The following is a 23,010-nucleotide window of genomic DNA, read 5'->3' as shown; positions in this document are numbered from 1 at the left end:
ACCTGTTCGAGCAAGGCATCGACACCGGCGCCGGTATGGGCCGAGACGCCGACAAAAGGAACATCGCCGCCGAACTCTTCGGGAATCACTTCTTCGGTGACCAGTTCACCCTTGACGCGTTCCAGGTTGATGCCCGGCTTGTCGATCTTGTTGATGGCCACGACTATGGGCACACCAGCTGCTTTCGCATGCTTGATGGCTTCCTTGGTCTGCGGCATCACACCGTCGTCCGCCGCCACCACCAGAATCACGATATCGGTCGCCTGAGCGCCGCGGGCACGCATGGCGGTAAACGCCTCGTGGCCCGGGGTATCCAGGAAGGACACCATGCCGCGTGGGGTTTCCACATGGTAGGCACCGATGTGCTGGGTGATGCCACCCGCCTCGCCGGATGCCACTTTGGCACGGCGGATGTAATCGAGCAGCGAGGTTTTGCCGTGGTCGACGTGACCCATGACGGTCACGACAGGCGCACGTGGCAACAACTCGGCTTGCTGGCCTTGCACGTCTTCGTCGGCAAAGGCTTCCGGATCGTCCAGCGAAGCCGTGACAGCCTTGTGGCCCATTTCTTCCACCACGATCATGGCGGTGTCCTGGTCCAGCGGCTGGTTGATGGTGACCATCTGGCCGAGCTTCATCAGGTGCTTGATCACTTCGGACGACTTCACGCTCATCTTGTGCGCGAGTTCAGCCACGGTAATCGTTTCAGGCACATGCACTTCAATAACCTTGAATTCGGTCGGTGCCACGAAAGTGGATTCCGGACGCGCTTCGCGGTCATTGCGGCGGCCACGCGGGCCACCACGGAAGTTGCCCCGGCCGGGCACCACAGGTGCGCCGCGGCTTGGAATGCCCTTCTTCTTGGCGGCGTCATCCTTCCAGGTCGAAGACAGGTTTTCCGACTTGACTTCCTTCTTGCCGGCGGCGCCTGGGGCGCCTGCAGCAGCGGGCGCTCCCGGTTTGGCAGCAGCTCCCGGCGCGCCTACTGGCTTATGCAGAGTGCCCTTGATGGCGGCTTTGGGGTCGACGTGGGGCACCAGAACGCGTTTGGGCGCGGACATCATGGCGCGGATGCCTGCGGCTTCGGCTTCAGCCTTGCGGCGGCGTTCCTGCAGTTCCTGCGCCTTGGCGGCATCGGCCTGGAATTCGGCGGTGGCTTTGGCCTTGGCCGTCGCTGCAGCAGCGGCGGCATCGGCGGCCTTCGTGGCCTGTTCGGCCGCGGCGGTTTCAGCAGCCTTGGAGGCTTCAGCCGTTACCGGCGCAGCATCCTTGGCTTTTCCGGCTGGCTTGGCCTTCTTGACCACGGCCTCTGCGGCCGCAGCTTCGGCCTGGGCGGTTTGTTCGGCGGCCAGGCGCTCCTGCTCGCGCGCAGCATCCTTGGCGTCCTGCTCTTCGCGAAGACGGCGTTTTTCAGCGAGTTCCTGTTCCTGGCGGCGAAGCAGCTCCGCATGGCGGCTGGCTTCTTCCTCGCGGCGAATCAACTCTGCATCATCAATGACCGGAGGCGCAGGAGGAGCGGCCACTTCTGGCTGGACTTCTTCCACAGGCTGGTCGGAGCCGTCGTCGCGCTTGACGAAGGTACGTTTTTTGCGCACTTCCACCTGGATGGTGCGCGCCTTGCCGGTGGCATCGGCCTGCTTGATTTCGCTGGTGGATTTTTTCACCAGGGTGATCTTCTTGCGCTCGGCCGTGACGGTGCCATGGCTGGCCTGCAGATAGCCGAGGAGCTTCTGCTTGTCCGCCTCGGACAAGGGGTCGCTGGCTTGCGCCTTGGCGACGCCCGCGCTGGTCAATTGCTCGATCAGGGTGGCGGGAGATTTATTGAGTTCAGCTGCGAATTCAGCGACGGTAGTGGTACTGGACATATATTTTTTTCCTGCTGGCCTCCATGATCATTGCTCTTGGGCCGCTGCAGGTGCAGGGGTGTCCGCATCGGCGGCGTCATCGGTAAACCAATGCGCGCGCGCCGTCATGATCAGGGCTTTGGCCTCGTCCGAAGACTGGCCGGTGATATCGGTAAGTTCGTCCACGGCCAAGTCGGCCAGGTCGTCGCGGGTATGGATGCCCGCTTCTGTCAGTTTGGCGATCAGCTCTGGCGTGAGGCCTTCGACGTCACGCAGGTTTTGCGAAACGCCTTCGGCATTTTCTTCCTTGGCAATTTCCATCGTCAGGAGCGCATCTTTGGCGCGTGTGCGCAGCTCATTGACGGTGTCTTCGTCGAAGGATTCGATCTCAAGCATTTCCTGCAGCGGCACATAGGCCACTTCTTCCAGACTGGTGAAACCTTCGGAAATCAGGATATCGGCGATTTCCTCGTCCACATCGAGCTTTTCCATGAACAGCTTGCGGCTGGAGTCGGTCTCGGTGGCCTGCTTTTGCGCAGACTCGTCGGCCGTCATAATGTTGATCTTCCAGCCGGTCAGCTCGGCGGCAAGGCGCACGTTCTGGCCGCCACGGCCGATCGAAATCGCCAGGTTTTCTTCATCGACGACGACATCCATGGCGTGACGCTCTTCGTCCACCACGATGGAAGACACGTTGGCCGGGGCCAGCGCGCCGATCACGAACTGGGCCGGGTCTTCGCTCCAGAGCACGATGTCGACGCGTTCGCCGGCAAGCTCGTTGGTCACGCCGTTGACGCGGGTGCCTCGCACGCCGACGCAGGTGCCGATCGGGTCAACGCGTTTGTCATGTGACAGCACGGCGATCTTGGCGCGAGAGCCGGGGTCACGGGCGCAGGATTTGATTTCCAGCAGGCCCTGTTCGATTTCAGGCACTTCCTGGCGGAACAGCTCGATCATGTACTCAGGCGCGGTGCGCGAGAGGATGATGGGTGCACCGCGCAGCGTCGTGTCCACTTCCATGATCATGGCGCGGACGCGGTCACCGGAACGCAGGTTTTCCTTCGGGATCATGTCGCTGCGGCGCAGGCGGCCTTCGACACGACCGGATTCGACAATGATGTCGCCCTTGTCCATGCGCTTGACGGTGCCGACGAAAATCTTGTCGCCACGCGACATGAAGTCGTTGAGCAGCATTTCGCGCTCGGCGTCGCGGATTTTTTGCAGGATGACCTGCTTGGCTGCTTGTGCACCAATGCGGCCGATGGGCAGGCTTTCGACCGGCTTTTCGATGTAGTCGCCTTCTTCGATGTCGGCGATTTCGTCGCGTGCGTCGCTGACCAGCTCTTCGGCTTCGGGGTTTTGCAGGCCGGCTTCGTCGGGCACTACCAGCCAGCGGCGGAAGGTCTCGTAATTGCCGCTGTCACGGTCGACGGCCACGCGGATGTCCACTTCTCCTTCGTACACCTTCTTGGTGGCCGAGGCGAGCGCGAGCTCGACGGCGCCGAAAACGACGTCGCGTTCCACATTTTTTTCACGCGAGATGGCATCAACCAACATCAACAGTTCGCGATTCATTTCACAAGCCTGCCTTTCTTCATTTCTTGAAATTAATTCTCTGCAGAGGGTTCGGCACCAGACGCTATTTTGGGTTTACGCCCCTTGAAATCAACCACGGGCGCAAGGCGCGCCTGTTGGATCTCATCGAGCGTAAAACCCAGCGCCTGCAGCGGTGCGGGAACCCTCTTCTTACTGACCTTCTGGCCGGGTTTGACGGCGGGCTCATCGCTCCACACGATCTGCCAGCCAGGCACGCCATCGGCGGCTACAGCACGCTCCAGCGTGCCGCGAAACTTCTTGCGGCTGGCCGCGACGGTTGAACCGGCGCTGGCGGCCACGCCGATGGGGGCCTTGAGCGTGATGTCGATCAACTCGCCGGCAAAACGCTCAAAATCTTTTTCGTTGCGCAAAGGCCTGTCAATGCCGGGGGAACTGACTTCCAGCCGCGCATATTCGGCGCCTTCGACTTCCAGGACAAACTGGAGCTGGCGGGTGACTTTTTCGCAGTCTTCGGCATTGATGAACTGCTCGGCATCCTTGACGTAAGGCATGTCGATCGTGACGCGCAGCAAACCGCCGCCGGTGCGTTCGATTTCGACCAGCTCATAGCCCAGCCCCGTCACAGTTTGCTCAATCGTCTCTTGCAATGCCATTCAGTCTCTTAAACCCGCTCTAAATCCGTATGTTCAAAAACAAACGCCCAAAAAAAATGGGCGGTGAAAACCCGCCCATTTGGTCGTGAAGATGGGATTGTACCCGGTAATGTGCTGCTCGCGCAAGCAGCTTGCATGCCCGGTTTGGCAACGCACCCAATCCTGGAAGATGACGCGTGAAAACAGCGGCACACGCCGAGGAAAATAGCCGGCTTACGTTGAGTCGATCACGCTGCACTCAGGCGGTGCTGCCGACCTCCATTATTGCCATGGCGGAATTCCACGTAACGAATCCAGAGAAGGATTGAGAATGGATCGGGTAATTTTAAAATTATTTAAAAGAAAATTTATTCAATAAAATCAATATTCTTTATTGAATTATTAAAGTGTTTTATTAAGTTTTTCCAATGCCAGGTCAATGCTGGGCAGTGACCAGAATACGCGTATAGGGATGGTTCGGTGAGTCCAGCACCTGCGCCACCGGCCCTGACTCCACCACATCCCCATCCTTCATCACCATCACCTGGTGCGCCATGGCTCGGATCACGTCCACGTCGTGCGTGATTAACAGATAGCTCAGGCCGCGTTCGCGTTGCAGTTTTTGCAGCAAGCCCAGAACCTGTTTTTGTATGGTCACATCCAACGCACTGGTGGGCTCGTCAAGCACGAGCAACTGCGGCTCCACCATCAGCGCGCGGGCGATGGCCATACGCTGGCGTTGCCCGCCCGAAAACTCATGCGGATACCGTTGCAACAGGCCTGGAAACTGGGCCTCACCCATTCCGACATCGTCAAGCGCCCGCAACACCCGTCTCTGCTGTTCTGCGGCGCCCAGCCCGGGCTGGTGAACCCGCAAACCTTCTCCCACAATTTCCTCAATCGTCATGCGGGGTGACAGCGATGAAAAAGGATCCTGGAATACCACCTGCACCGCACGCCGGATCGCCTTGTTTCCAGCGTTGTCGAGTCCCCAGGTCCGGCCAACGGCTTGCAACTGCCCCTGGTGGGGGTGCAGGCCGAGAGCTGCCAGGGCCAACGTGGATTTACCGGAACCCGATTCACCGATCACCCCCAGCGTCTGGCCGGCAGGAATGCTGAAACTGGCCGCCTTGACCGCCACAAACTCGCCCGTCTTGAACCAGCCGCGGACGCCTGAAACCGGCACCTGGTAACTCACCCGAAGGTCCTGGGCCTGCATCACGGGCGGTAACGATTCATCCGGCAGCGCCTCGGCAACGTCGCGCGCGGGGCGGCTGTCAATGAGTTTGCGCGTGTAAGCATGCTGCGGGTTGGCAAAAACCTCGGCCACCGGGCCCTGCTCAACGATATGGCCCATCTCCATCACGGCGACCCGGTCGGCAAAGCGGCGAACCAGGTTGAGATCGTGTGTGATCAACAAAACGGCCATGCCATTTTTTTGCTGAAGCTCGGCCAGCAGGTCGAGAATCTGTCCGCGTATGGTCACGTCCAGCGCGGTCGTCGGCTCGTCAGCCAGAAGCAGACGCGGCTGACAGGCCAGTGCCATGGCGATCATGGCGCGCTGGCGCTGGCCGCCGGAAAGCTGATGCGGCAAAGCCCGCGCGCGACGCGCCGGCTCCGGAATCCCGGTGTCGGCCAGCAACCGAACCGCACCCTCGGCTGCTGCGGCACGGCTCAGTCCCTTGTGCAGTTCCAGCACCTCGGCAATCTGGTCGCCCACGCTGTACAGCGGGTTGAGTGCCGTCATCGGCTCCTGGAAGATCATGGCGATCTGCTCGCCGCGGATGGCGCGCAGGCGACGCTCCGGCAATTCCAGCAGGTCTACGGCACCCTCGGCGCTTTCAAAATCGGCCCGCCCCGCCACGTCCGCGTTCAATGCCAGCTTGAGCATGCTCAACGCGGTAACCGTCTTGCCTGATCCGGACTCTCCGACCAACGCGAGCTTTTCGCCGGGCGCGATGAAAAAATCGATGCCGTGGACGACCTCCTTGCCGCCGAACGAGACACGCAGCTTTTTCACGTCGAGCAATGGAGCCGTCATTTGTCGGCCTTTCGGGGATCCATGGCGTCGCGCAGCGCGTCGCCCATGAAAGTCAGCAGCAGCAACGTCATGACCAACACGCCGAAGGTCGACAGCGAAATCCACCAGGCGTCAATGCTGTTCTTGCCCTGGCTCAACAACTCGCCTAACGATGGAGTACCGGGCGGCACGCCCAGCCCCAGAAAATCGAGAGACGTCAGTGCCAGAATGGCGCCGCTCATGCGAAACGGCAGAAAGGTCACTACCGGCGTCAAGCTGTTGGGCAGAATATGGCGCCAGATAATTTGCCAGTTGCCAACCCCGAGGGCACGCGCCGCCCGCACATAGTCCATCTGCCGGTTGCGCAGAAATTCGGCCCGCACATAGTCGGACAGGCCCATCCAGCCGAACAGGCTCAGCAAAATCAGCAGCAAGGCCACGCTGGGCGCAAAGATGGCGCTGAAGATGATCAAGAGGTAAAGCTCGGGCATCGACCCCCAGATTTCCATGAAGCGCTGAAACAGCAGGTCCGTCTTGCCGCCGAAAAAGCCCTGAACGGCCCCCGTCAGCAGGCCCAGCAGCACACCCGTTGCCGTCAACGCCAGCGCAAACAGCACGCTGACCCGAAAGCCGTAAATCAGCTGTGCCAGCAGGTCGCGCCCGCGGTCGTCCGTGCCCAGCAGGTTGTCGCGGGTGGGTTCCGATGGATTGGGGTTTTTGGCAAAGTAATTCAGCGTGTTGGGGCCGTACGGGTTGAGCGTATACAGCGCAAAGTTGCTGCCTTTGGCCAGACGGTCGCGGATAAAGGGATCGAGGTAATCCGTGGTGGTGTCAAAGTCACCGCCAAAAGTCTTTTCGCTGTAGTCCTTGACCATGGGGAAGTAAAAACTGCCCTCATAGCGGACCAGCAAAGGCCTGTCGTTCGAGATGGCCTCGGCAAACAGGCTCAGCACCACCATGGCCGAAAACAACACCAGGCTCCAGAACCCCAGCCGGTTACGCCGAAACCGCCGCCAGGCGCGCTGGGACGGCGACGCAGAGACAAGGGGGCTCGGGCGAAGGCCGCTGTGGGTCGGGCTCTGCCCGCCCACAAGCGGCGCCCCGTCAGGGGGAAGGCGGCCATCGGCCGCTTCAGGAGGGTCAGTCAAACCGTACACGCGGATCCACCCAGACATAAGAAAGGTCACTGATCAGCTTGGTCACCAGGCCGATCAGGGTAAAAAGGTAAAGCGTTCCCAGCACCACCGGATAGTCGCGGCGGATGATGCTTTCATAGCTCAGCAAGCCCATGCCATCGAGCGAAAACAGAGTCTCAATCAACAGCGAACCGGTGAAAAATGCACCGATAAAAGCCGCCGGGAAGCCCGTGATGATGGGAATGAGGGCATTGCGGAAGATGTGCTTCCACAGCACCTGCCGGTCAGCCAGGCCTTTGGCGCGGGCTGTCAACACATACTGCTTCCTGATTTCTTCCAGGAAGGCGTTTTTGGTCAGCATGGAGGTGACCGCAAAACTGCCCAGCACCATGGCCGTGACCGGCAGCGTGATGTGCCAGAGATAGTCGGTGATACGGGAAAACACGCTCAACTCAGCCCAATTTGACGACGTCAGGCCACGCAGCGGAAACCACTGCAACTGCCCGCCAAAAATCACCAGCAGGGCCACGCCGAGGACAAAACCGGGAATCGCGTAGCCCGTCAGCACGAGCAGCGTGGTCACAAAATCAAAGCGGGTGCCCGCGCGTACGGCCTTGGCTACACCCAGTGGTACCGCCACCAGGTAGCTGATGAAAAAAGTCCAGAGGCCCAGGCTGATGGACACCGGCAGCTTTTCCTTGATCAGCTGCCAGACTTCCTTGTTCTGGAAAAAGCTCCGGCCCAGGTCAAAGGTCAAAAACTGCTTGAGCATCATCACAAAGCGCTCGTGCGGCGGTTTGTCGAACCCGTACAAGGCCTTGATTTGTTCCAGCTTCTTCGGGTCCACACCCTGGCCGCCCCGGTAGCTCAGGCCACCACCTTCAGCGCCCTGCCCCGCACCTGCTTTGGCTTCGGCCATGTATTGCTCCACAGGGCCGCCCGGCACGAATTGGGTGACCACAAAGGTGATCAGCAGCACGCCGAACAAGGTCGGGATCATCAACAGAAAGCGCTTGAGAATGTAGGCAAACATGATCAATTCGAGAACGGCATGAAAACCAGCAGGGGCCGTGGAACTGGCTCAGCCAGGCCGCAGGCACCGCCCCCTGCAAGGGGGGAAGGCACTACACGCAGTGAGCGTCCGACGGGGGTGTTCATTTCCTCCACCAGGTGTTGATGATCCAAATCTCGCCAGGCGCATACGGCGGCATGGGTCCCGCCGGCATGGCGATGCGGCGCGAGTTGTAGACCACGCGGTGCGTGCCGGCCGTCCACTGCGGCAGCAGGTAATGGCTGTGGGCGACGACACGCTCCAGCGCGTGGCAGGCGGGCAGCAGTTCGGCCTTGGTTTTGGCCGCAGTCATCCGGGCGATGATGGCATCGATGGCCGGACTGGCCGCGCCGCTGAAGTTGCCTGAATCCTCGGTTTTTGCGGCTTTGCTGCCGAACAGGTCGGCAAACTCCTGGCCCGGGTTGTTGGTGCCGCCGTAGGCAATGGAGACGATGTCGAAGTCGAACTTTTGCAGCCGCTGCTGGTACAGCGCGAAGTCGGCCTGGCGAAAACGCAGTTCAATGCCCAGTTTTTCCAGCGCCCGCATCCAGGGGGAAATGGTGCGCACGCCGCCTTCATTGCTGTCCAGGTATTCAAGCACCATGGCCTCGCCTTTGGCATTGCGCAACTTGCCGTCCCGCACCTCCCAACCGGCTTCTTCCAGCAGGACTTGAGCGCGGCGCAGGTTGCCGCGCAGCGACGAATCGCCGTCGGTCCGCGCCGGCACGTACATGGGGCCAAAGGCCGCCGGAGGGATGTCCTTGCGCCAAGGCTCCATGATGGCCAGCTCCTCAGGCGCCGGTGTGCCCGTCGTCTGGCAGTCGGTATTGCCGAAAATGCCCGCGACCCGCTGGTAGGCGCCGTAAAACAGCTGGCGATTCATCCATTCATAGTCGATGGCCAGGCCCAGTGCCTCGCGCACGCGCGAATCATGGAGCTTTTCGCGCCGCGTATTGAGTACATAGCTCTGGAAACCGGACGGCAGTCGATGTTTGAACTCTCCCTTGACCAGTTCGCCGCTGTCAAAACGCTTGCCGGTCAGGCGCCGGGCCCAGTCGCCTGCCGAGAAAAACCGCATGATGTCGAACTCACCAGCCTTCAGGGCTTCAAGCTTGGCGGTGTTGTCGCGGTAGATCTTGACCGTCACGCTGTCAAAGTTCTCGGTACCCACGCGCACATTGAGCTTGTCGGCCCAGTAGGTCTTGTCGCGCACATAGGTAATGTCCTTGCCGAACACCACGGGGCCGATGCGGTAAGGACCGCTGCCGATGGGCGCGTCGGTCACCACCTGGTCGAAAGGTTTGGCCTTGCCGCTGGCGTCCATTCCCCATTTGCGGCTGAAGACCGACATGCCGCCCACCGTCAACGGCAGTTCGCGGTTGGGCTTTTTGAAGCGAAAGCGAACCGTGCGCTCATCGACCACCTCGCAGGCAGCCACATCTTCAAACACGGTTTTATAAGCCGGCGAGGTGAAGGTGCCCATCAAGGTGTCAAAGCTGTGCTTGACGTCAGCGGCCAGCACCGGGTCGCCATTGTGGAAACGGGCTTCCTTGCGCAGGCGAAAAGTGGCCGAAAGACCGTCGGGAGGCACATCGATGTCTTCGGCCAGCAAGCCGTAGCCGGCTGCAGTTTCATCCATAGACCCCGCCAGCAGCGAATCAAACACGAAGTCGGAGAGGTAGGCCGGCGCCGAGCCCTTGATGGTGAACGGGTTGTATTTGTCGAAGGTGGAATAGCGCAGGTTGCTGACCAACCGCAACTCGCCGCCCTTGGGCGCCTGGGGGTTGACGTAATCGAAGTGCGCGAAGCCCGGCGGATATTTGAGATCGCCCCAGAGCGCGTAACCGTGCGCAGCCCATGAAGGCAATGAAACTCCCAGCAGGACCCCGACCAGCAAACTTCGCATGCGACAATTCTGCACTACTTGCACCGGCATGCCCGGTGCCGCGCACATTCCTCAGACATCCGCGTTCGGGCGGCCAGCCCGCTGAACGCACACCTACTGGAGCTAAAGCATGGGTTTTCTCACTGGCAAAAAACTGTTGATCACCGGGGTCCTTTCCAATCGCTCCATCGCCTACGGCATTGCCAAGGCCTGCCACGCCCAGGGTGCCGAACTGGCCTTCAGCTATGTCGGCGAGCGTTTCAAGGACCGCATCACGGAATTTGCCAATGACTTCGGCTCCAAACTGATTTTTGACTGCGACGTCGGCAGCGACGAGCAGATTGCGCAGATGTTCACCGATCTGTCGGCCACCTGGCCAAAGTTCGACGGCTTTGTGCACAGCATCGGCTATGCGCCGCGCGAAGCGATTGCCGGTGACTTTTTGGAGGGCCTGTCGCGCGAAGGTTTCAAGATTGCCCACGACATCAGCGCCTACAGCTTTCCGGCCATGGCCAAGGCGGCCCTGCCCTACCTCAACAACAAATCGGCTTTGCTGACGCTGACTTACCTGGGCGCCGTGCGCACGGTGCCCAACTACAACACCATGGGCCTGGCCAAGGCCAGCCTGGAAGCCTCGGTACGTTACCTGGCCGAATCGCTGGGCCCCAAGGGCATGCGCGTCAACGGCATCAGCGCCGGCCCGATCAAAACCCTGGCCGCCAGCGGTATCAAGGGCTTCGGCAAGATTCTGAGCGTGGTCGCCGAAGCCTCGCCGATCCGCCGCAATGTGACGATTGAAGACGTGGGCAACGTCGCCGCCTTCCTGCTGAGCGACCTGGCTGGGGGCGTGAGCGCCGAGATCACCTATGTCGATGGCGGCTTCAGCCACGTGGTGGGCGGCATTGCCGAGCCGGCAGCCGAAGCCTGAAAGCCTCCCGCGCCCGGCTCGCATGCCGGGTTGCGGCCATGACGGCGCCAGCACATCAACTGGCCATTCATTGATGCTATCAAATAGATAGCTGCTTGCGCTCGCCCCTATTGGGCTAGAGGCCAAAACACGCATCAAATAATGCCTGCAAGGCCGCTGCGGGCAGCTAAAGGCCGGACCCGGCAGGAAAACAGCCCAACCGGGCTGAATCGGGGTCAAAATTAGTGACAAAACAGGTTGCAAGCCAATATCGACAAGCGCGAGCAGCTATAAAAATCATAGCATTTCGCTTGCGCTTCTCGTCGGGTTCAAGCGTCAGGCGTCAGGCCGCGTCCAGTAGTCATAGCTCCAGACAGTTTGAAAACCCGCCCGCCGGTACAGCGCTCTGGCTGCGGCATTGCCTTCCTCCACTTGCAGAAATGCGCGCTCAACGCCTCGTTGCATTGCCACTTCAGCCATGGCGGCCAGCACGCGCCCTGCCAACCCCTTGCCGCGATGTGCCGGATCGGTTCGCATGCCGTGGACACTGGACCACCCGTGGCTGAAAGCGCCGGCGCCGGCGGCAATGGCCTTGCCGTCTTCCCGCACGCTGGCAAACACTGAATCGCGCCCGCGGCCCAGCGACCTCACGCGGCTGGCGCCGTCCACAGGATCAAAACCCTCGGCCAGAAACAACGCTGCCCAAGCCTCGTCCGGCGTGCCGGCAATTTCAGCCGGTGCCTGCGCAGACACGCCGCGCATGGACCTGACCTGCGCCACTTCCACCAGCACCGGCTTGCCCGCCGTGTAGCCGCGCGCACCCAGTTCGCTGCGCAAGGCATCAAAGCAGGCCTCGTTGGCCAGCCGGAAAACGGCCCGCATGCCGCGCGCACGGTACAGGCCTTCGATGGAACCGACCACGTCATCGGCCGGGGGCTCATGCCGCAGAGGCACGGCGCTTTTGGCCCGGCTGACGGTTCCACTGTCAAAGGGCAACAGCCACCCGCCAATTTCAAGCTGCCCCTCGGGTGACACAGCCGCCACGGTGGCGCGTTCGATACTTTCAATGTCGCTGGAAGTCATGGTGGCGGTAAAAATAATGCTGCGGCCGACGGGCTCGAAGCGAGGATAAAGAAGCGCGGCACTCGCCCGGTTCGGGCGGAGGAGCTGATTATTGTCCCGCCCCCAATGTTCCAGGAACACCTGCGCAAAGCCCGGAAGAATCAGGAAAAGCCCAGAAGAGCTAGAAAGAATCTAGGAAGAACGCCCGTCGAAATGCGTCACCTTGAGGGTGTCCAGCTCAACCCCCTCAAGGCAACGCACGTTGATGGCGGCCACGCGGTTGCCGGCGGGGTCCGTCCCTTCGCCATAGGGATGAATGCCGCAGGTGGCACAGAAACGGTGGCTGATCACATGCTTGTTGAACTGATAGGTGCTTGCATTTTCGTCGGGTGTCAGCAAACGGAGCTGGTCATGCGGAACAAACCAGAGCAATGACCCCTTGCGCTGGCAGATGGAGCAGTTGCAGGCCAGGGCGCTGGCCGGCTGGCCGTCGACCTCAAAAGCAACTTTCCCGCAATGGCAACTTCCTCTGGAAGTCATCTTTTGTGTCATGGATGTGATTCCTCTCGTGGCTTTTACGGCTTTTACGGCTTTGCAGCCTTTGGCAGGTTGACGGGTTGCGCGGGCAACACACGCTCCATAAGAACGCTTGCACCCCGCAAATTTGAACTATAAACTGTACATTCATACAGCTAAAAGTCAAGAAAAACAGGGAGTGCCATGCGGCAACAAATCACCAGCTCCGGCGAGCGGGCCAACACGGCTTTTTTTCGCCTCAAAACGCTTCATTACCTGCTGGCGCTCGCCGGCATCCTGGCACCGGCGCTGCCGGCACTTTCAGCGTCCGCAGTTGCGCAGGCACCGTCGCTGATGCTCGCCAAGGTGTACCAGCCCGGCATTGCGCTTCAGGCGTATTGGGTCAGCGAAAAATTCGACGGTGTGCGCGGCTACTGGGATGGGGAGCAGTTGCTCACGCGTGGCGGTGAACGCATCGCCGCGCCGGCCTGGTTTACCGCAGGCTGGCCCAAAACGCCCCTGGATGGCGAGCTGTGGGCGGGCCGTGGTCAGTTCGCCAGGGCCGTGTCTACCGTGCGCCAGCAAACCCCCGACGACGACGCCTGGCGGGCCATGCGTTTCATGGTGTTTGACCTGCCCGCGCAGGGCGGCACGTTCAGCGAGCGGATCCCGGCCCTCAATGGCGTGGTGAGCCGCATCGACCAGCCCTGGGTGCAGGCCGTGGCGCAATCAAAGGTGGCAAACCACGCGGCCTTGCAGGCGCTGCTGACCACCACCGTGAAGCGTGGCGGCGAGGGCCTGATGCTGCACCGCGGCGCGTCCCTCTACAAAGGCGCGCGCAACGACGACCTGCTCAAGGTCAAAACCCATGAGGATACGGAAGCCCGTGTGGTGGCACACGTTCCCGGCAAGGGAAAGTACGCCGGCATGGTGGGCGCGCTCCTGGTGGAAATGCCCGGCGCCGACGGCAAACAGGGGCAACGCTTCAAGCTGGGAACCGGGCTCAGTGATGAGCAGCGCCAGAATCCACCGCCCGTTGGCAGCACCGTCACCTACCGCTTTCGCGGGCTCAATGACAGCGGCCTGCCCCGGTTTGCCAGCTTCATGCGGGTACGGGAAGACCTGCGGCTTTAAAGGCGGGCCCGAAAGCCGGAACCCCTTCCGGCACCCGGCTCTTTCGCTGGTTTTCGCTTATTTCTTCACGCAGTCCGCGTAGTAGCGTGTCTTGCCCTTGGCATCGACCTGCTCCACAAGACCGTGAATGTCCGTTTCAAAGCCCGGGCACTGGGCGTTGAACTCGCGCGCGAACTTCAGGTAGTCCACGATCTTCTTATTGAAGACCTCACCGGGAATCAGCAACGGGATGCCGGGCGGGTATGGAGTGACCAGGCCGACCGTGATACGCCCTTCCAGATGGTCAATTTCGACTCTTTCGGTAGTGCGATGGGCGATGTGGGCGTAGGCGTCGCTGGGCTTCATGGCGGGCGCCAGGTCGCTCAGATACACCTCGGTCGTCAGGCGCGCGATGTCGTACTTGGCATACAAGGTATGGATGTGCTGGCACAAATCGGCCAGGCCCATGCGCTCGTACTTGGGAAACTTTTGGCAAAACTCGGGCAGGATGCGCCACATCGGCTGGTTCTTGTCGTAATCGTCCTTGAACTGCTGCAGCGCAGTCAGCAGTGTGTTCCAGCGGCCCTTCGTGATGCCGATGGTGAACATGATGAAGAAGCTGTAGAGGCCGGTTTTTTCGACGATCACACCATGCTCGGCCAGGAACTTCGTCACGATGCTGGCGGGGATGCCGGTTTTGGCAAACTTGCCGTTCAAATCGAGGCCGGGCGTAACGATGGTGGACTTGATCGGGTCCAGCATGTTGAAGCCGGTCGCCATCTGGCCGAAGCCGTGCCAGTTGTTGGCGCCGTTCTTCGCCGTTTTGGCGCTGCGCGACTCTCCCTTGATGATCCAGTCCTTGGGCTCGCCGATGCCTTCTTCCACCAGCTTGTCGGGACCCCAGACCTTGAACCACCAGTCGGTGCCGTATTCTTCGTCAATCTTGCGCATGGCACGGCGAAAGTCCAGCGCCTCGGCGATGCTTTCCTCCACCAGCGCGGTGCCGCCGGGAGGCTCCATCATGGCCGCGGCCACATCACAACTGGCGATGATGCTGTACTGCGGCGAGGTCGAGGTGTGCATCAGGTAAGCCTCGTTGAAGAGGTGCCTGTCGAGCTTCACATCCTGCGAGTCCTGCACCAGCACATGGCTGGCCTGGCTGATACCGGCCAGCAGCTTGTGGATGGACTGGGTGGCATAGACCACGGCATTTTTCGGCCGGATGCGGTTCTTGCCCATGGCGTGATAAGTGCCGTAGAACGGGTGGAATGCGGCATGCGGCAACCAGGCTTCGTCGAAGTGCAGGTTGTCGATGTAGCCGTCCAGCATGCCCTTGATGGTTTCGGTGTTGTAGAGCACGCCGTCGTAGGTCGACTGCGTCAACGTCAGCACACGCGGCTTGACCTTGCTGCTGTCCACGCCCTTGAGCAGCGGATTGGCATCGATCTTGGCGCGGATGGCTTCCGGCTCAAATTCGCTCTGCGGAATCGGCCCGATGATGCCGAAGTGGTTGCGCGTCGGCTTGAGGAACACCGGAATCGCCCCCGTCATGATGATGGAGTGCAGGATGGACTTGTGGCAGTTGCGGTCCACCACCACGACATCGCCGGGCGCCACCGTGTGGTGCCACACCATCTTGTTGCTGGTGGAGGTGCCGTTGGTCACGAAGAAGCAATGGTCGGCGTTGAAGATGCGTGCGGCATTGCGCTCGCTGGCGCCGATCGCGCCGTCGTGGTCCAGCAGCTGGCCGAGCTCCTCCACCGCATTGCAGACGTCGGCACGCAGCATGTTTTCACCAAAAAACTGGTGGAACATCTGCCCGACCGGGCTTTTGAGGAAGGCCACGCCGCCGGAGTGGCCCGGGCAGTGCCATGAATAGGAACCATCTTCAGCGTAGTCGAGCAAGGCCTTGAAAAACGGCGGTTGCACGCCTTCGAGGTAGCTTTTGGCCTCGCGCAGGATGTGGCGCGCCACAAACTCGGGCGTGTCCTCGAACATATGGATGAAACCGTGCAACTCGCGCAGGATGTCGTTCGGGATGTGGCGCGAGGTCTTGGTCTCGCCATAGACGTAAATCGGCACGTCCAGGTTCTTGCGGCGCACTTCTTCGATGAAGTTGCGCAGGTTCAAAACCGCCGGATCCAGGTCCGGCCCGGGGGTGAACTCTTCATCGTCGATGGACAGGATGAAGGCGCTGGCCCGGCTTTGCTGCTGGGCAAACTGCGAGAGGTCGCCGTAACTGGTTACACCCAAAACCTCGAAGCCTTCGGTTTCAATGGCCTGGGCCAGCGCGCGAATACCCAGTCCGGAAGTGTTTTCGGAGCGGAAGTCTTCGTCAATGATGACAATGGGAAAGCGGAATTTCATGGCGTGGACAGGAGTTCAAGGGCGCCCTGAACCTGTCGGAGGGCATGGGAAACGCTCAAAGGGCATAGACAGGTTGAGCCCGAGCGGTGAGAGGAAGCTTTTTCCAAGCAGCGAAGTGTAAGGACATATTGTTGCGCTACGCTTGTCTTGGAGTCTAATTGCTCCAAAATGTAGCGGATGACCGACAAAAGGAGGAAGCATGAGTGAATCGACTATTTGGTGGCTGCTGGCAGGTGCTGCAGTGGCGGTGGAGTTGGCCACTGGAACGTTTTATCTGCTGATGGTGGCTTTGGGAATCGCAGCGGCGGCCATTGCCGCGCATCTGGGCGCCTCAACGTCCGTGCAGCTGATTGCAGCGGCCGTCGTGGGCTCGGCCACGGTAAGCATTTGCCATTTTGTCCGCAGCCGTGGGCCCCGGGACCTGCCGGCCGGCACGAACCCGGACGTCAACATGGATGTCGGCGAAACGGTACAGGTTGATGCCTGGCAGCCGGACGGCACGGCGCTGGTACGCTACCGCGGCGCGCAATGGGCAGTGATTCAGGCGGCAGGTGGAACGCCTTCCGCCGGAATGCACCGCATCCGGGAAGTCATTGGCAGCAAACTAATCGTAGAAAAAACCTGAGGGAGTCAGCATGTCGTCTTATGTAGCACTGGTCATTTTTATCGTCGCGATGATCTTCGTCATCCGCGCCATCAAGGTCGTCCCCCAACAGAACGCCTGGGTGAAGGAGCGTCTGGGGAAATACGCGGGAACATTGACGCCCGGCCTGAACTGGTTGATTCCCTTTGTGGACCGCGTCGCCTACAAGCACAGCCTCAAGGAAATCCCGCTGGACGTGCCTAGCCAAGTTTGCATTACCCGCGACAACACGCAGCTCCAGGTCGACGGCATTCTCTATTTCCAGGTGACCGACCCAATGCGGGCCAGCTATGGCTCTTCCAACTACATCGTGGCCGTCACGCAGCTGGCGCAGACCTCGCTGCGCTCCGTGATCGGCAAGCTCGAACTCGACAAGACCTTTGAAGAGCGCGACATCATCAATGCGCAGGTCGTTGCCGCCATTGACGAAGCCGCCCTGAACTGGGGCGTGAAGGTGCTGCGCTATGAAATCAAGGACTTGACGCCACCGAAAGAAATCCTGCATGCCATGCAGTCGCAAATCACGGCTGAGCGGGAAAAACGCGCGCTGATCGCCGCCTCCGAAGGTCGCCGCCAGGAACAGATCAACATTGCCACCGGCGAACGCGAGGCCTTCATTGCCCGCTCGGAAGGTGAAAAACTGGCCGCGATCAATAACGCCCAGGGCGAAGCCGCCGCCATCATGGCCGTGGCCGACGCCAACGCCAAAGCCATTGAACTGGTGGCCGCCGCCATCCGCCAGCCCGGCGGTGAGCAGGCAGTGCAGCTCAAGGTCGCCCAGCAGGCGGTAGAGGCTTACTCGAAGGTGGCGAAGGACGCCAAGACCACGTTGGTGGTGCCCAGCAACATGACTGAAGTCGGCGCGCTCATCAGCTCAGCCATGAAAATGGTGCAAGCCAACAAGGTGTAAAGCCGCTTCTTACGAACAAGGCCATGAGCACAAAGAACGTTCTCGGCACGGAACTGGTGCCCTGCTCCTACGATCCGTTGACCGGCTATTTTCGCGATGGCTGCTGCAACACGGACGCCTCGGACGCCGGCTCTCATCTGGTGTGCGTTCGTGTCACGCGCGAGTTTCTGGCCTTTTCGGCCAGCCGTGGCAATGACCTTTCCACGCCTCAACCCGCGTACCGCTTTGCAGGCCTTGAACCGGGCCATCGCTGGTGCCTGTGCGCCAATCGCTGGCGAGAAGCGCTGGAAGCCGGTATGGCTCCCCCGGTCATTCTGGAATCGACGCATAGCAAGGCGCTGGAATTCGTGACCTTGGCCCAGCTGGAAAAACACCGGTTTCAGGGTGCCCTCCACTGAACCGATTGCGCGTGATGCAATTCCTGCATCCGTCTATTCTGCGCACTGCTATAATCGAAGGCTTCGCGGAAGGGTGGATGAGCGGTTTAAGTCACACGCCTGGAAAGCGTGCGTAGGGTTAAACCTACCGCGGGTTCGAATCCCGCCTCTTCCGCCAAACAGTCGCGCCGCCGTGAGTTTCCACACGGTGGCAAAAACTCCTAAAAGCCCAGCTTGCCTGGGCTTTTTTGTGCCCGCTTGATGGCCGAACGCTCCTGACCGCGCGTAGAAGCGTGGAACCGTGCAGGCAAAAAAAAGCCACCTTGCGGTGGCTTTTTCGCAGGCAGTGAACGATTAGTTCAGAGCCGATTTCTTGCCGTCTTTGTAGACGTACAGGGTGATGGCGGGGTTCTTCAGTTCGCCGTTGGGTTCGAAAGCGATCGTGGTGGTCACGCCCTTGAAGTTGGTTTTGATCAGCTCAGGGGTGTAGACCTTTGGATCCCAGGATCCAGCACGCTTCATGGCGTCAACCAGAACGAAGGTAGCGTCGTAGGTGTACGGGCTGTAAACCTGGAACTGCTTTGGATACTTGGCTTCGTAGCGCTTCATCCAGGCTTCGCCGCCTGGCATTTTGGCCAGCGAGGCGCCGCCTTCAGCGCAAACCACGTTGCCGATGGTTTTAGCGCCTGCGGTCAGCTTGGCCAGCTCTGCGGTGCAGATGCCGTCGCCGCCGAAGTACTTGACGTTACCCATGCCGAGTTGTTCCATCTGGCGCAGCATTGGGCCGCCTTGTGGGTCCATGCCGCCGAAGAAGATGGCGTCAGGTGCCTTGGCCTTGATGGCGGTCAGAATGGCCATGAAGTCGGTAGCCTTGTCGGTGGTGAACTGCTCGTCAACCACGGTCATGCCTTTTGCCAGGGCCGTTTTCTTGAACACTTCAGCAACGCCTTGGCCGTAAGCGGTACGGTCGTCAATGATGGCGACTTTCTTCAGCTTCAGCGTGTCGGCAGCATAGAAAGCCAGGCCAGCGCCCAGGGCGTTGTCATTGGCGATGATGCGGTAGGTGGTTTTGTAGCCTGGCTTGGTCAGGTTAGGGTTGGTTGCCGCGCCCGTCACGTGAGGAATGCCGCAGTCGTTGTAGACCTTGGAGGCAGGAATGGTGGTTCCGGAATTCAGGTGACCGACCACGCCGGCAACTTTGGAGTCGCACAGCTTTTGTGCAGCTGCGGTGCCCTGTTTTGGATCAGCAGCGTCATCTTCAGCAACAATTTCAAACTTGACCTTTTTGCCGCCGATGACCACGTTTTGCGCGTTCAGGTCTTCGATGGCCATGCGCACGCCGTTTTCATTGTCTTTGCCGTAATGGGCTTGCGAGCCGGACAGCGGCGCGACGTGGCCGATTTTGACCACTGCGTCTTGGGCAGAGGCAAAACCCGCTACCGCGGCGAGGGCAGCCACTACTGTCAGTTTCAATTTCATTTGCATAAAAAACACTCCGATTAGGAAATTACCGTTAAAGGTTGAGAACAATTTTTTTTACTCAACGGGGCCGAACATAACGCAATTTCCGGGCCCGCACCATAGCAACGTCCCTAGGTTAAATTCTGATAAGGGGGTTTACCCGGGGAGCAGATTGGCTTATGTGAAGTTGTATTTCAAGGACTTGGATGCAGCGCAAAGCATTTGTAAAAAAAAGCCTTTCTCAAGCTAAAAGTCGGCTGCTGGCGGTGCCGCTTCAGGCTTGAAAGCCTGGCTGACCGATTGGCGAACAACGGCTTCAATTTCTTCGCGCAGGCGCGGCGTCAGGCTTTGCGTGTGCTCCAGAATAAGCTGCCCCACGACCTCTCGCAAACGCCGCTCCAGCACCAGATTGACCCGTTGCAATACGCGTTGCACCATTTGCTCCTGCAGCTCTGCGGATACGCCCGGTGAGGACTGCACCCCGCCACCGACCGGCAAAGACGCAGCCGGCGCGGGTGCGGCCGGTGCAGCGGTTGGCCGCACGATCTCCGTCAACGTAGGGACAAAGCGCGGCGGTGCGGTGGGCCGGTTCACGCGCCCTCCCCGGCGGTCGCCAGATCGTGGCGCTTCATCGCATAGCCCCTGTCTGTGTAATGTTTCCATCGGCTTCGCGCAGCAAGGCGATCTTCGTCAGACTGCGCCACGACTTCGATAAAGCGCTCAAAGCGTTCGAATCCACCGGGAATTTCAGGCCCCAGATTGACCAGCACGCCGTAATGGGGGCATGCCTGAAGCGACTCGGCCAGCACCACCGGCGTGGCCGCCAGGGTGACTTCCGCGGCGTCGGCACGGCAATGCGGAACAAATTCCGCAGGCGAAAAACTCCACATCAGCTGGTCCAGTTCTGCCAGCACCGCAGGCTCCGCCGTCACCACAATGCTGGCCCCGCTGAGATACGCTTTGCGCAGCAGCCGGCAGCTATACGCCAGCTTGTCCGGAACATTGAAGTGAAAGGCGATTTCCGTCATGCCCGTGCTTTGGATACGGACTTGGACCTGGCCTTGGACACGGTTTTGGCATTCTTGCTGGGCACCTTGGCAGCCGCGTCGGCTCTGGCAGGCGCTACCTGGCCCAGCAGGTAGTCCAGCAGCAGCGGTACCGGACGGCCCGTTGCGCCTTTGGCGGCGCCACTTTTCCAGGCCGTGCCGGCAATGTCCAGGTGGGCCCACGGAAAGCTGGCCGAGAACCGTTGCAGGAATTTGGCGGCGGTGATGGCGCCACCGGCCCTGCCCGCCACATTGGCGACATCCGCGAAGTTGGTTTTGAGCCCATCCGCGTAGTCGTCGTCGAGCGGCATCCTCCAGCACAGGTCGAGCGAAGACTCGCCAGCCGCTGACAGCGCTTGCGCCAGCGCATCGTCGCTGGCGAAAAGCCCGCTGCGCACGCCGCCAAGCGCAATCACGCAGGCGCCGGTCAAGGTCGCAATGTCCACCACCGCACGGGGTTTGAAACGCTCGGCGTAGGTCAACGCATCGCAAAGCACCAGCCGTCCTTCCGCGTCGGTATTGAGGATCTCAATGGTCTGCCCGCTCATGCTGGTGACGACATCCCCGGGCTTGACGGCGCGGCTGCCCGGCATGTTTTCGCAAGCCGGTATCAGGCCCACCACATTGAGCGCCGGCTGCAGCTCGGCAAGCGCACGGAAAGTGCCCAGCACGCTGGCAGCACCGCACATGTCGAACTTCATCTCATCCATCTCGGCAGCAGGCTTGATGGAAATGCCGCCCGTGTCAAAGGTAATGCCCTTGCCCACCAGCACGATGGGCGCCGCAGCTTTGGCCGCGCCTTCGTAGCGCAGGACGATGAAGCGCAACGGCTCCGCCGAGCCCTGCGCCACCGCCATGAAAGAACCCATGCCCAGCCTGGAAACCTCTTTGGGCCCCAGCACCTCCACCTTGATGCCGCGCAACTTGCCCAGTTCTTTGGCGGCACCCGCCAGAAGGACGGGGGTCGCGTGGTTGGCGGGGCGGTTCGCCCATTCCTTGGCAAATTCGATGCCCTTGACCAGCGCGGCGCCCTTGTCCAGGCCCGGTCTGGCGATCCGGGCGTCCGCCGCGTCATTCACGGCAATCACCACGCGCTGCAACCTGCCAGCGCCAGCTTTAGCGGGTTTGGACTTGGTGGTGGCGTACACATAGGTGGCATCGCCGCAGGCGACCACGGCAGCGCGCACCGCGTCGGCCTGCACATTGCCCAGGGCGCCAAAGCAAATGGTCACGTGCTGCGCATTGGCAGCTTTCAGGGCGCCCAAGCCTGCGCTGACGGCGATACGGATGCTTTTGGCGCTCGCATCGCCCACACCCGCCAGCACAACCCGCCTGGCGGTAATGCCAGGCGCGCGGTACGTAGTCAAGAGCTTGCCCGGCTTGGCCTCAAAGTCCCCTGACTTGATCGCCAGCGAGGCGAGCACCGAGAGCGGGTCGGTGCCTGGGCCCGGATTTTGGGGGGCGAGAACCAGCAACGCGTCGGTTTTTTCGCTGCAAATACGGGTGGGTGTCAGTGTTTTAAGTTCAAAGTCCATAATTCAGGGTCTGGTAAATAAACCAAAGTAAAAACAAAAATAAATCGAAGCCAAGGCAGATATTCAGTCAATGTTATTCCAATCTTCGATTCGCAAAGAGCTGGCGCGCAGTTTTGGGGCCACGCTGGTGGTGCTGGTCACCATCGTGATGACCATCGTTCTGATCCGCACACTGGGTCAGGCATCGCGCGGTTTCATCAATCCGCAGGACGTCATGCTGTTCATGGCCTACTCGGCACTGGGCCGTCTGCCGACCATCCTCACGCTGTCGCTTTTCATCGCCATGGTCAGCACCCTGTCGCGCATGTACCGCGACAGCGAAATGGTGGTCTGGTTCACCGCCGGCCAGGGCTTGGCAGGCTTTCTGAGGCCGCTTTTCCGGTTTGCATGGCCTGTCCTGCTGGTCATCACGCTGATGGCCCTTTTTGTCTGGCCCTGGACGAACCAGCAGACCAAAGACATGCAAAGCCGCTATGAGCAGCGCGGCGATATCGACCGCATTTCTCCCGGACAGTTCCAGGAATCCTCCAGCGGCAATCGCGTTTTTTTCATCGACCGCGACCTCGCAGGTGAACGCTCGAGCAACAACGTGTTTATTGCGGCCACGGAAAAGGGCAAGAGCTCCATCACCACCGCGCGATCCGGCCGCATCGAGACCAAGGGCGACACGCAATTCCTGCTGCTTGAAAACGGCCAGCGCCTCGAAAACGTGATCGGGCAATCCGCCCTCAAGATCAGCGACTTCGAGGAGTACGGCACCAAAACCGGCGATTCCAACCCGCTCGCCCCGGACGCACCTGAAGCCAAACTGCTGTCTACCCGCTCCCTGATCAAAGCGCCGACCCGCGGCAATCTTGGCGAACTGGCCTGGCGCTTGGGCCTGGCGCTGGCCGCCATCAATTTTGTCGTGCTGGCGGTGGCACTTGCCAGCGTGAACCCGCGCGGCGG

General features: G+C 60.5%; 20 protein-coding genes and 1 tRNA gene. 7 read left to right on the top strand and 14 right to left on the bottom strand.

The annotated features are described in order from the left end of the window. From ABI546_RS05990 to ABI546_RS05960, 7 genes are all read right to left on the bottom strand, one after another. A partial coding sequence (locus ABI546_RS05990; RefSeq protein ID WP_348045085.1) for a translation initiation factor IF-2 N-terminal domain-containing protein occupies nt 1-1,865 on the bottom strand: 1,865 nt, incomplete at its 3' end. Between the two features lie 27 nt (nt 1,866-1,892). Beyond that, entirely contained in the window at nt 1,893-3,419 is a 1,527-nt protein-coding gene (nusA, locus tag ABI546_RS05985) for a transcription termination factor NusA (RefSeq protein ID WP_348045083.1), read from the bottom strand. Nucleotides 3,420-3,451: 32 nt separating this feature from the next. Further along, nucleotides 3,452-4,054: a ribosome maturation factor RimP gene (rimP, locus tag ABI546_RS05980; protein ID WP_348045081.1), complete on the bottom strand. Its 603-nt coding sequence runs from the start codon at nt 4,052-4,054 to the stop codon at nt 3,452-3,454. Nucleotides 4,055-4,469: 415 nt separating this feature from the next. Next, complete coding sequence (locus ABI546_RS05975) at nt 4,470-6,074, bottom strand: dipeptide ABC transporter ATP-binding protein (RefSeq protein WP_348045079.1); 1,605 nt, start codon at nt 6,072-6,074, stop codon at nt 4,470-4,472. Then, entirely contained in the window at nt 6,071-7,228 is a 1,158-nt protein-coding gene (locus tag ABI546_RS05970; RefSeq protein ID WP_348045077.1) for an ABC transporter permease, read from the bottom strand. Before ABI546_RS05970 ends, ABI546_RS05975 begins: the two co-directional genes overlap by 4 nt. Then, nucleotides 7,194-8,222, bottom strand: a complete 1,029-nt coding sequence (locus ABI546_RS05965; protein WP_348045075.1) for an ABC transporter permease subunit — start codon at nt 8,220-8,222, stop codon at nt 7,194-7,196. The genes ABI546_RS05970 and ABI546_RS05965 overlap by 35 nt, the downstream gene beginning before the upstream one ends. Before the next feature lie 121 nt (nt 8,223-8,343). After that, a complete protein-coding gene (locus tag ABI546_RS05960; protein WP_348045073.1) occupies nt 8,344-10,146 on the bottom strand; it encodes an extracellular solute-binding protein in 1,803 nt (600 codons plus the stop codon). Between the two features lie 109 nt (nt 10,147-10,255). Between ABI546_RS05960 and fabI the strand changes: the two genes are divergently transcribed. Continuing rightward, nucleotides 10,256-11,053, top strand: coding sequence for an enoyl-ACP reductase FabI (gene fabI / locus ABI546_RS05955; protein ID WP_348045071.1), 798 nt, complete (start codon nt 10,256-10,258; stop codon nt 11,051-11,053). Nucleotides 11,054-11,368: 315 nt separating this feature from the next. Here the strand turns inward: fabI and ABI546_RS05950 are convergent, their stop codons facing one another. Together ABI546_RS05950 and ABI546_RS05945 are read right to left on the bottom strand one after the other, a co-directional pair. Further along, nucleotides 11,369-12,115, bottom strand: a complete 747-nt coding sequence (locus ABI546_RS05950; RefSeq protein ID WP_348045069.1) for a GNAT family N-acetyltransferase — start codon at nt 12,113-12,115, stop codon at nt 11,369-11,371. A gap of 171 nt (nt 12,116-12,286) precedes the next feature. Next, nucleotides 12,287-12,634 (bottom strand): GFA family protein, encoded by a 348-nt coding sequence (locus ABI546_RS05945; RefSeq protein ID WP_348045087.1) that lies wholly within the window; start codon nt 12,632-12,634, stop codon nt 12,287-12,289. 180 nt (nt 12,635-12,814) lie between these two features. Here ABI546_RS05945 and ABI546_RS05940 point away from each other — a divergent pair, with 180 nt between their 5' ends. Continuing rightward, the gene (locus tag ABI546_RS05940) at nt 12,815-13,744 is read left to right on the top strand and encodes a DNA ligase (protein ID WP_348045067.1); all 930 of its coding nucleotides are present in this window, start codon (nt 12,815-12,817) and stop codon (nt 13,742-13,744) included. A 57-nt stretch (nt 13,745-13,801) separates the two neighbouring features. On the opposite strand, the gene ABI546_RS05935 is transcribed toward ABI546_RS05940, so the two are convergent. Then, a complete protein-coding gene (locus tag ABI546_RS05935; protein WP_348045065.1) occupies nt 13,802-16,090 on the bottom strand; it encodes an arginine/lysine/ornithine decarboxylase in 2,289 nt (762 codons plus the stop codon). A gap of 199 nt (nt 16,091-16,289) precedes the next feature. Here ABI546_RS05935 and ABI546_RS05930 point away from each other — a divergent pair, with 199 nt between their 5' ends. The 4 genes from ABI546_RS05930 to ABI546_RS05915 all read left to right on the top strand — a co-directional run bounded on the left by ABI546_RS05930 (nt 16,290) and on the right by ABI546_RS05915 (nt 18,198). Beyond that, the gene (locus tag ABI546_RS05930) at nt 16,290-16,715 is read left to right on the top strand and encodes an NfeD family protein (protein WP_348045063.1); all 426 of its coding nucleotides are present in this window, start codon (nt 16,290-16,292) and stop codon (nt 16,713-16,715) included. A 10-nt stretch (nt 16,716-16,725) separates the two neighbouring features. Further along, nucleotides 16,726-17,643, top strand: a complete 918-nt coding sequence (locus ABI546_RS05925; protein WP_348045061.1) for a stomatin-like protein — start codon at nt 16,726-16,728, stop codon at nt 17,641-17,643. Between the two features lie 23 nt (nt 17,644-17,666). Beyond that, complete coding sequence (locus tag ABI546_RS05920) at nt 17,667-18,041, top strand: DUF2237 domain-containing protein (RefSeq protein ID WP_348045059.1); 375 nt, start codon at nt 17,667-17,669, stop codon at nt 18,039-18,041. Nucleotides 18,042-18,108: 67 nt separating this feature from the next. Then, nucleotides 18,109-18,198 (top strand) — tRNA-Ser (locus ABI546_RS05915). A 176-nt stretch (nt 18,199-18,374) separates the two neighbouring features. On the opposite strand, the gene ABI546_RS05910 is transcribed toward ABI546_RS05915, so the two are convergent. The 4 genes from ABI546_RS05910 to ABI546_RS05895 all read right to left on the bottom strand — a co-directional run bounded on the left by ABI546_RS05910 (nt 18,375) and on the right by ABI546_RS05895 (nt 22,062). Beyond that, the gene (locus ABI546_RS05910) at nt 18,375-19,505 is read right to left on the bottom strand and encodes a branched-chain amino acid ABC transporter substrate-binding protein (RefSeq protein WP_348045057.1); all 1,131 of its coding nucleotides are present in this window, start codon (nt 19,503-19,505) and stop codon (nt 18,375-18,377) included. Between the two features lie 222 nt (nt 19,506-19,727). Then, nucleotides 19,728-20,075 carry a hypothetical protein gene (locus tag ABI546_RS05905; RefSeq protein WP_348045055.1) on the bottom strand — a complete coding sequence of 116 codons (348 nt, stop codon included), beginning with the start codon at nt 20,073-20,075 and terminating at the stop codon, nt 19,728-19,730. Next, nucleotides 20,072-20,509: a DNA polymerase III subunit chi gene (locus ABI546_RS05900; RefSeq protein ID WP_348045053.1), complete on the bottom strand. Its 438-nt coding sequence runs from the start codon at nt 20,507-20,509 to the stop codon at nt 20,072-20,074. Before ABI546_RS05900 ends, ABI546_RS05905 begins: the two co-directional genes overlap by 4 nt. Continuing rightward, nucleotides 20,506-22,062, bottom strand: coding sequence for a leucyl aminopeptidase (locus ABI546_RS05895; RefSeq protein ID WP_348045051.1), 1,557 nt, complete (start codon nt 22,060-22,062; stop codon nt 20,506-20,508). Before ABI546_RS05895 ends, ABI546_RS05900 begins: the two co-directional genes overlap by 4 nt. A gap of 70 nt (nt 22,063-22,132) precedes the next feature. On the opposite strand from ABI546_RS05895, the gene lptF reads away from it, so the two are divergent. Continuing rightward, nucleotides 22,133-23,010, top strand: an 878-nt coding sequence (gene lptF, locus ABI546_RS05890; protein WP_348045049.1) for an LPS export ABC transporter permease LptF, incomplete at its 3' end; no start/stop codon positions are given.

The organism is Polaromonas sp., from assembly GCF_039932935.1.
Classification (GTDB): Bacteria; Pseudomonadota; Gammaproteobacteria; order Burkholderiales; family Burkholderiaceae_C; genus Polaromonas.
Note: the sequence above shows the minus strand (reverse complement) of the source record. Positions and strands in the feature narration are given on the sequence as shown.

Excerpts from the sequence above, each read along its gene's own strand:
- nusA (WP_348045083.1), bottom strand. The coding sequence starts at position 3,419 with ATGAATCGCGAACTGTTGATGTTGGTTGATGCCATCTCGCGTGAAAAA.
- rimP (WP_348045081.1), bottom strand. The coding sequence starts at position 4,054 with ATGGCATTGCAAGAGACGATTGAGCAAACTGTGACGGGGCTGGGCTAT.
- ABI546_RS05975 (WP_348045079.1), bottom strand. The coding sequence starts at position 6,074 with ATGACGGCTCCATTGCTCGACGTGAAAAAGCTGCGTGTCTCGTTCGGC.
- ABI546_RS05970 (WP_348045077.1), bottom strand. The coding sequence starts at position 7,228 with ATGTCTGGGTGGATCCGCGTGTACGGTTTGACTGACCCTCCTGAAGCG.
- ABI546_RS05965 (WP_348045075.1), bottom strand. The coding sequence starts at position 8,222 with ATGTTTGCCTACATTCTCAAGCGCTTTCTGTTGATGATCCCGACCTTG.
- ABI546_RS05960 (WP_348045073.1), bottom strand. The coding sequence starts at position 10,146 with ATGCGAAGTTTGCTGGTCGGGGTCCTGCTGGGAGTTTCATTGCCTTCA.
- fabI (WP_348045071.1), top strand. The coding sequence starts at position 10,256 with ATGGGTTTTCTCACTGGCAAAAAACTGTTGATCACCGGGGTCCTTTCC.
- ABI546_RS05950 (WP_348045069.1), bottom strand. The coding sequence starts at position 12,115 with ATGACTTCCAGCGACATTGAAAGTATCGAACGCGCCACCGTGGCGGCT.
- ABI546_RS05945 (WP_348045087.1), bottom strand. The coding sequence starts at position 12,634 with ATGACTTCCAGAGGAAGTTGCCATTGCGGGAAAGTTGCTTTTGAGGTC.
- ABI546_RS05940 (WP_348045067.1), top strand. The coding sequence starts at position 12,815 with ATGCGGCAACAAATCACCAGCTCCGGCGAGCGGGCCAACACGGCTTTT.
- ABI546_RS05935 (WP_348045065.1), bottom strand. The coding sequence starts at position 16,090 with ATGAAATTCCGCTTTCCCATTGTCATCATTGACGAAGACTTCCGCTCC.
- ABI546_RS05930 (WP_348045063.1), top strand. The coding sequence starts at position 16,290 with ATGAGTGAATCGACTATTTGGTGGCTGCTGGCAGGTGCTGCAGTGGCG.
- ABI546_RS05925 (WP_348045061.1), top strand. The coding sequence starts at position 16,726 with ATGTCGTCTTATGTAGCACTGGTCATTTTTATCGTCGCGATGATCTTC.
- ABI546_RS05920 (WP_348045059.1), top strand. The coding sequence starts at position 17,667 with ATGAGCACAAAGAACGTTCTCGGCACGGAACTGGTGCCCTGCTCCTAC.
- ABI546_RS05910 (WP_348045057.1), bottom strand. The coding sequence starts at position 19,505 with ATGCAAATGAAATTGAAACTGACAGTAGTGGCTGCCCTCGCCGCGGTA.
- ABI546_RS05900 (WP_348045053.1), bottom strand. The coding sequence starts at position 20,509 with ATGACGGAAATCGCCTTTCACTTCAATGTTCCGGACAAGCTGGCGTAT.
- ABI546_RS05895 (WP_348045051.1), bottom strand. The coding sequence starts at position 22,062 with ATGGACTTTGAACTTAAAACACTGACACCCACCCGTATTTGCAGCGAA.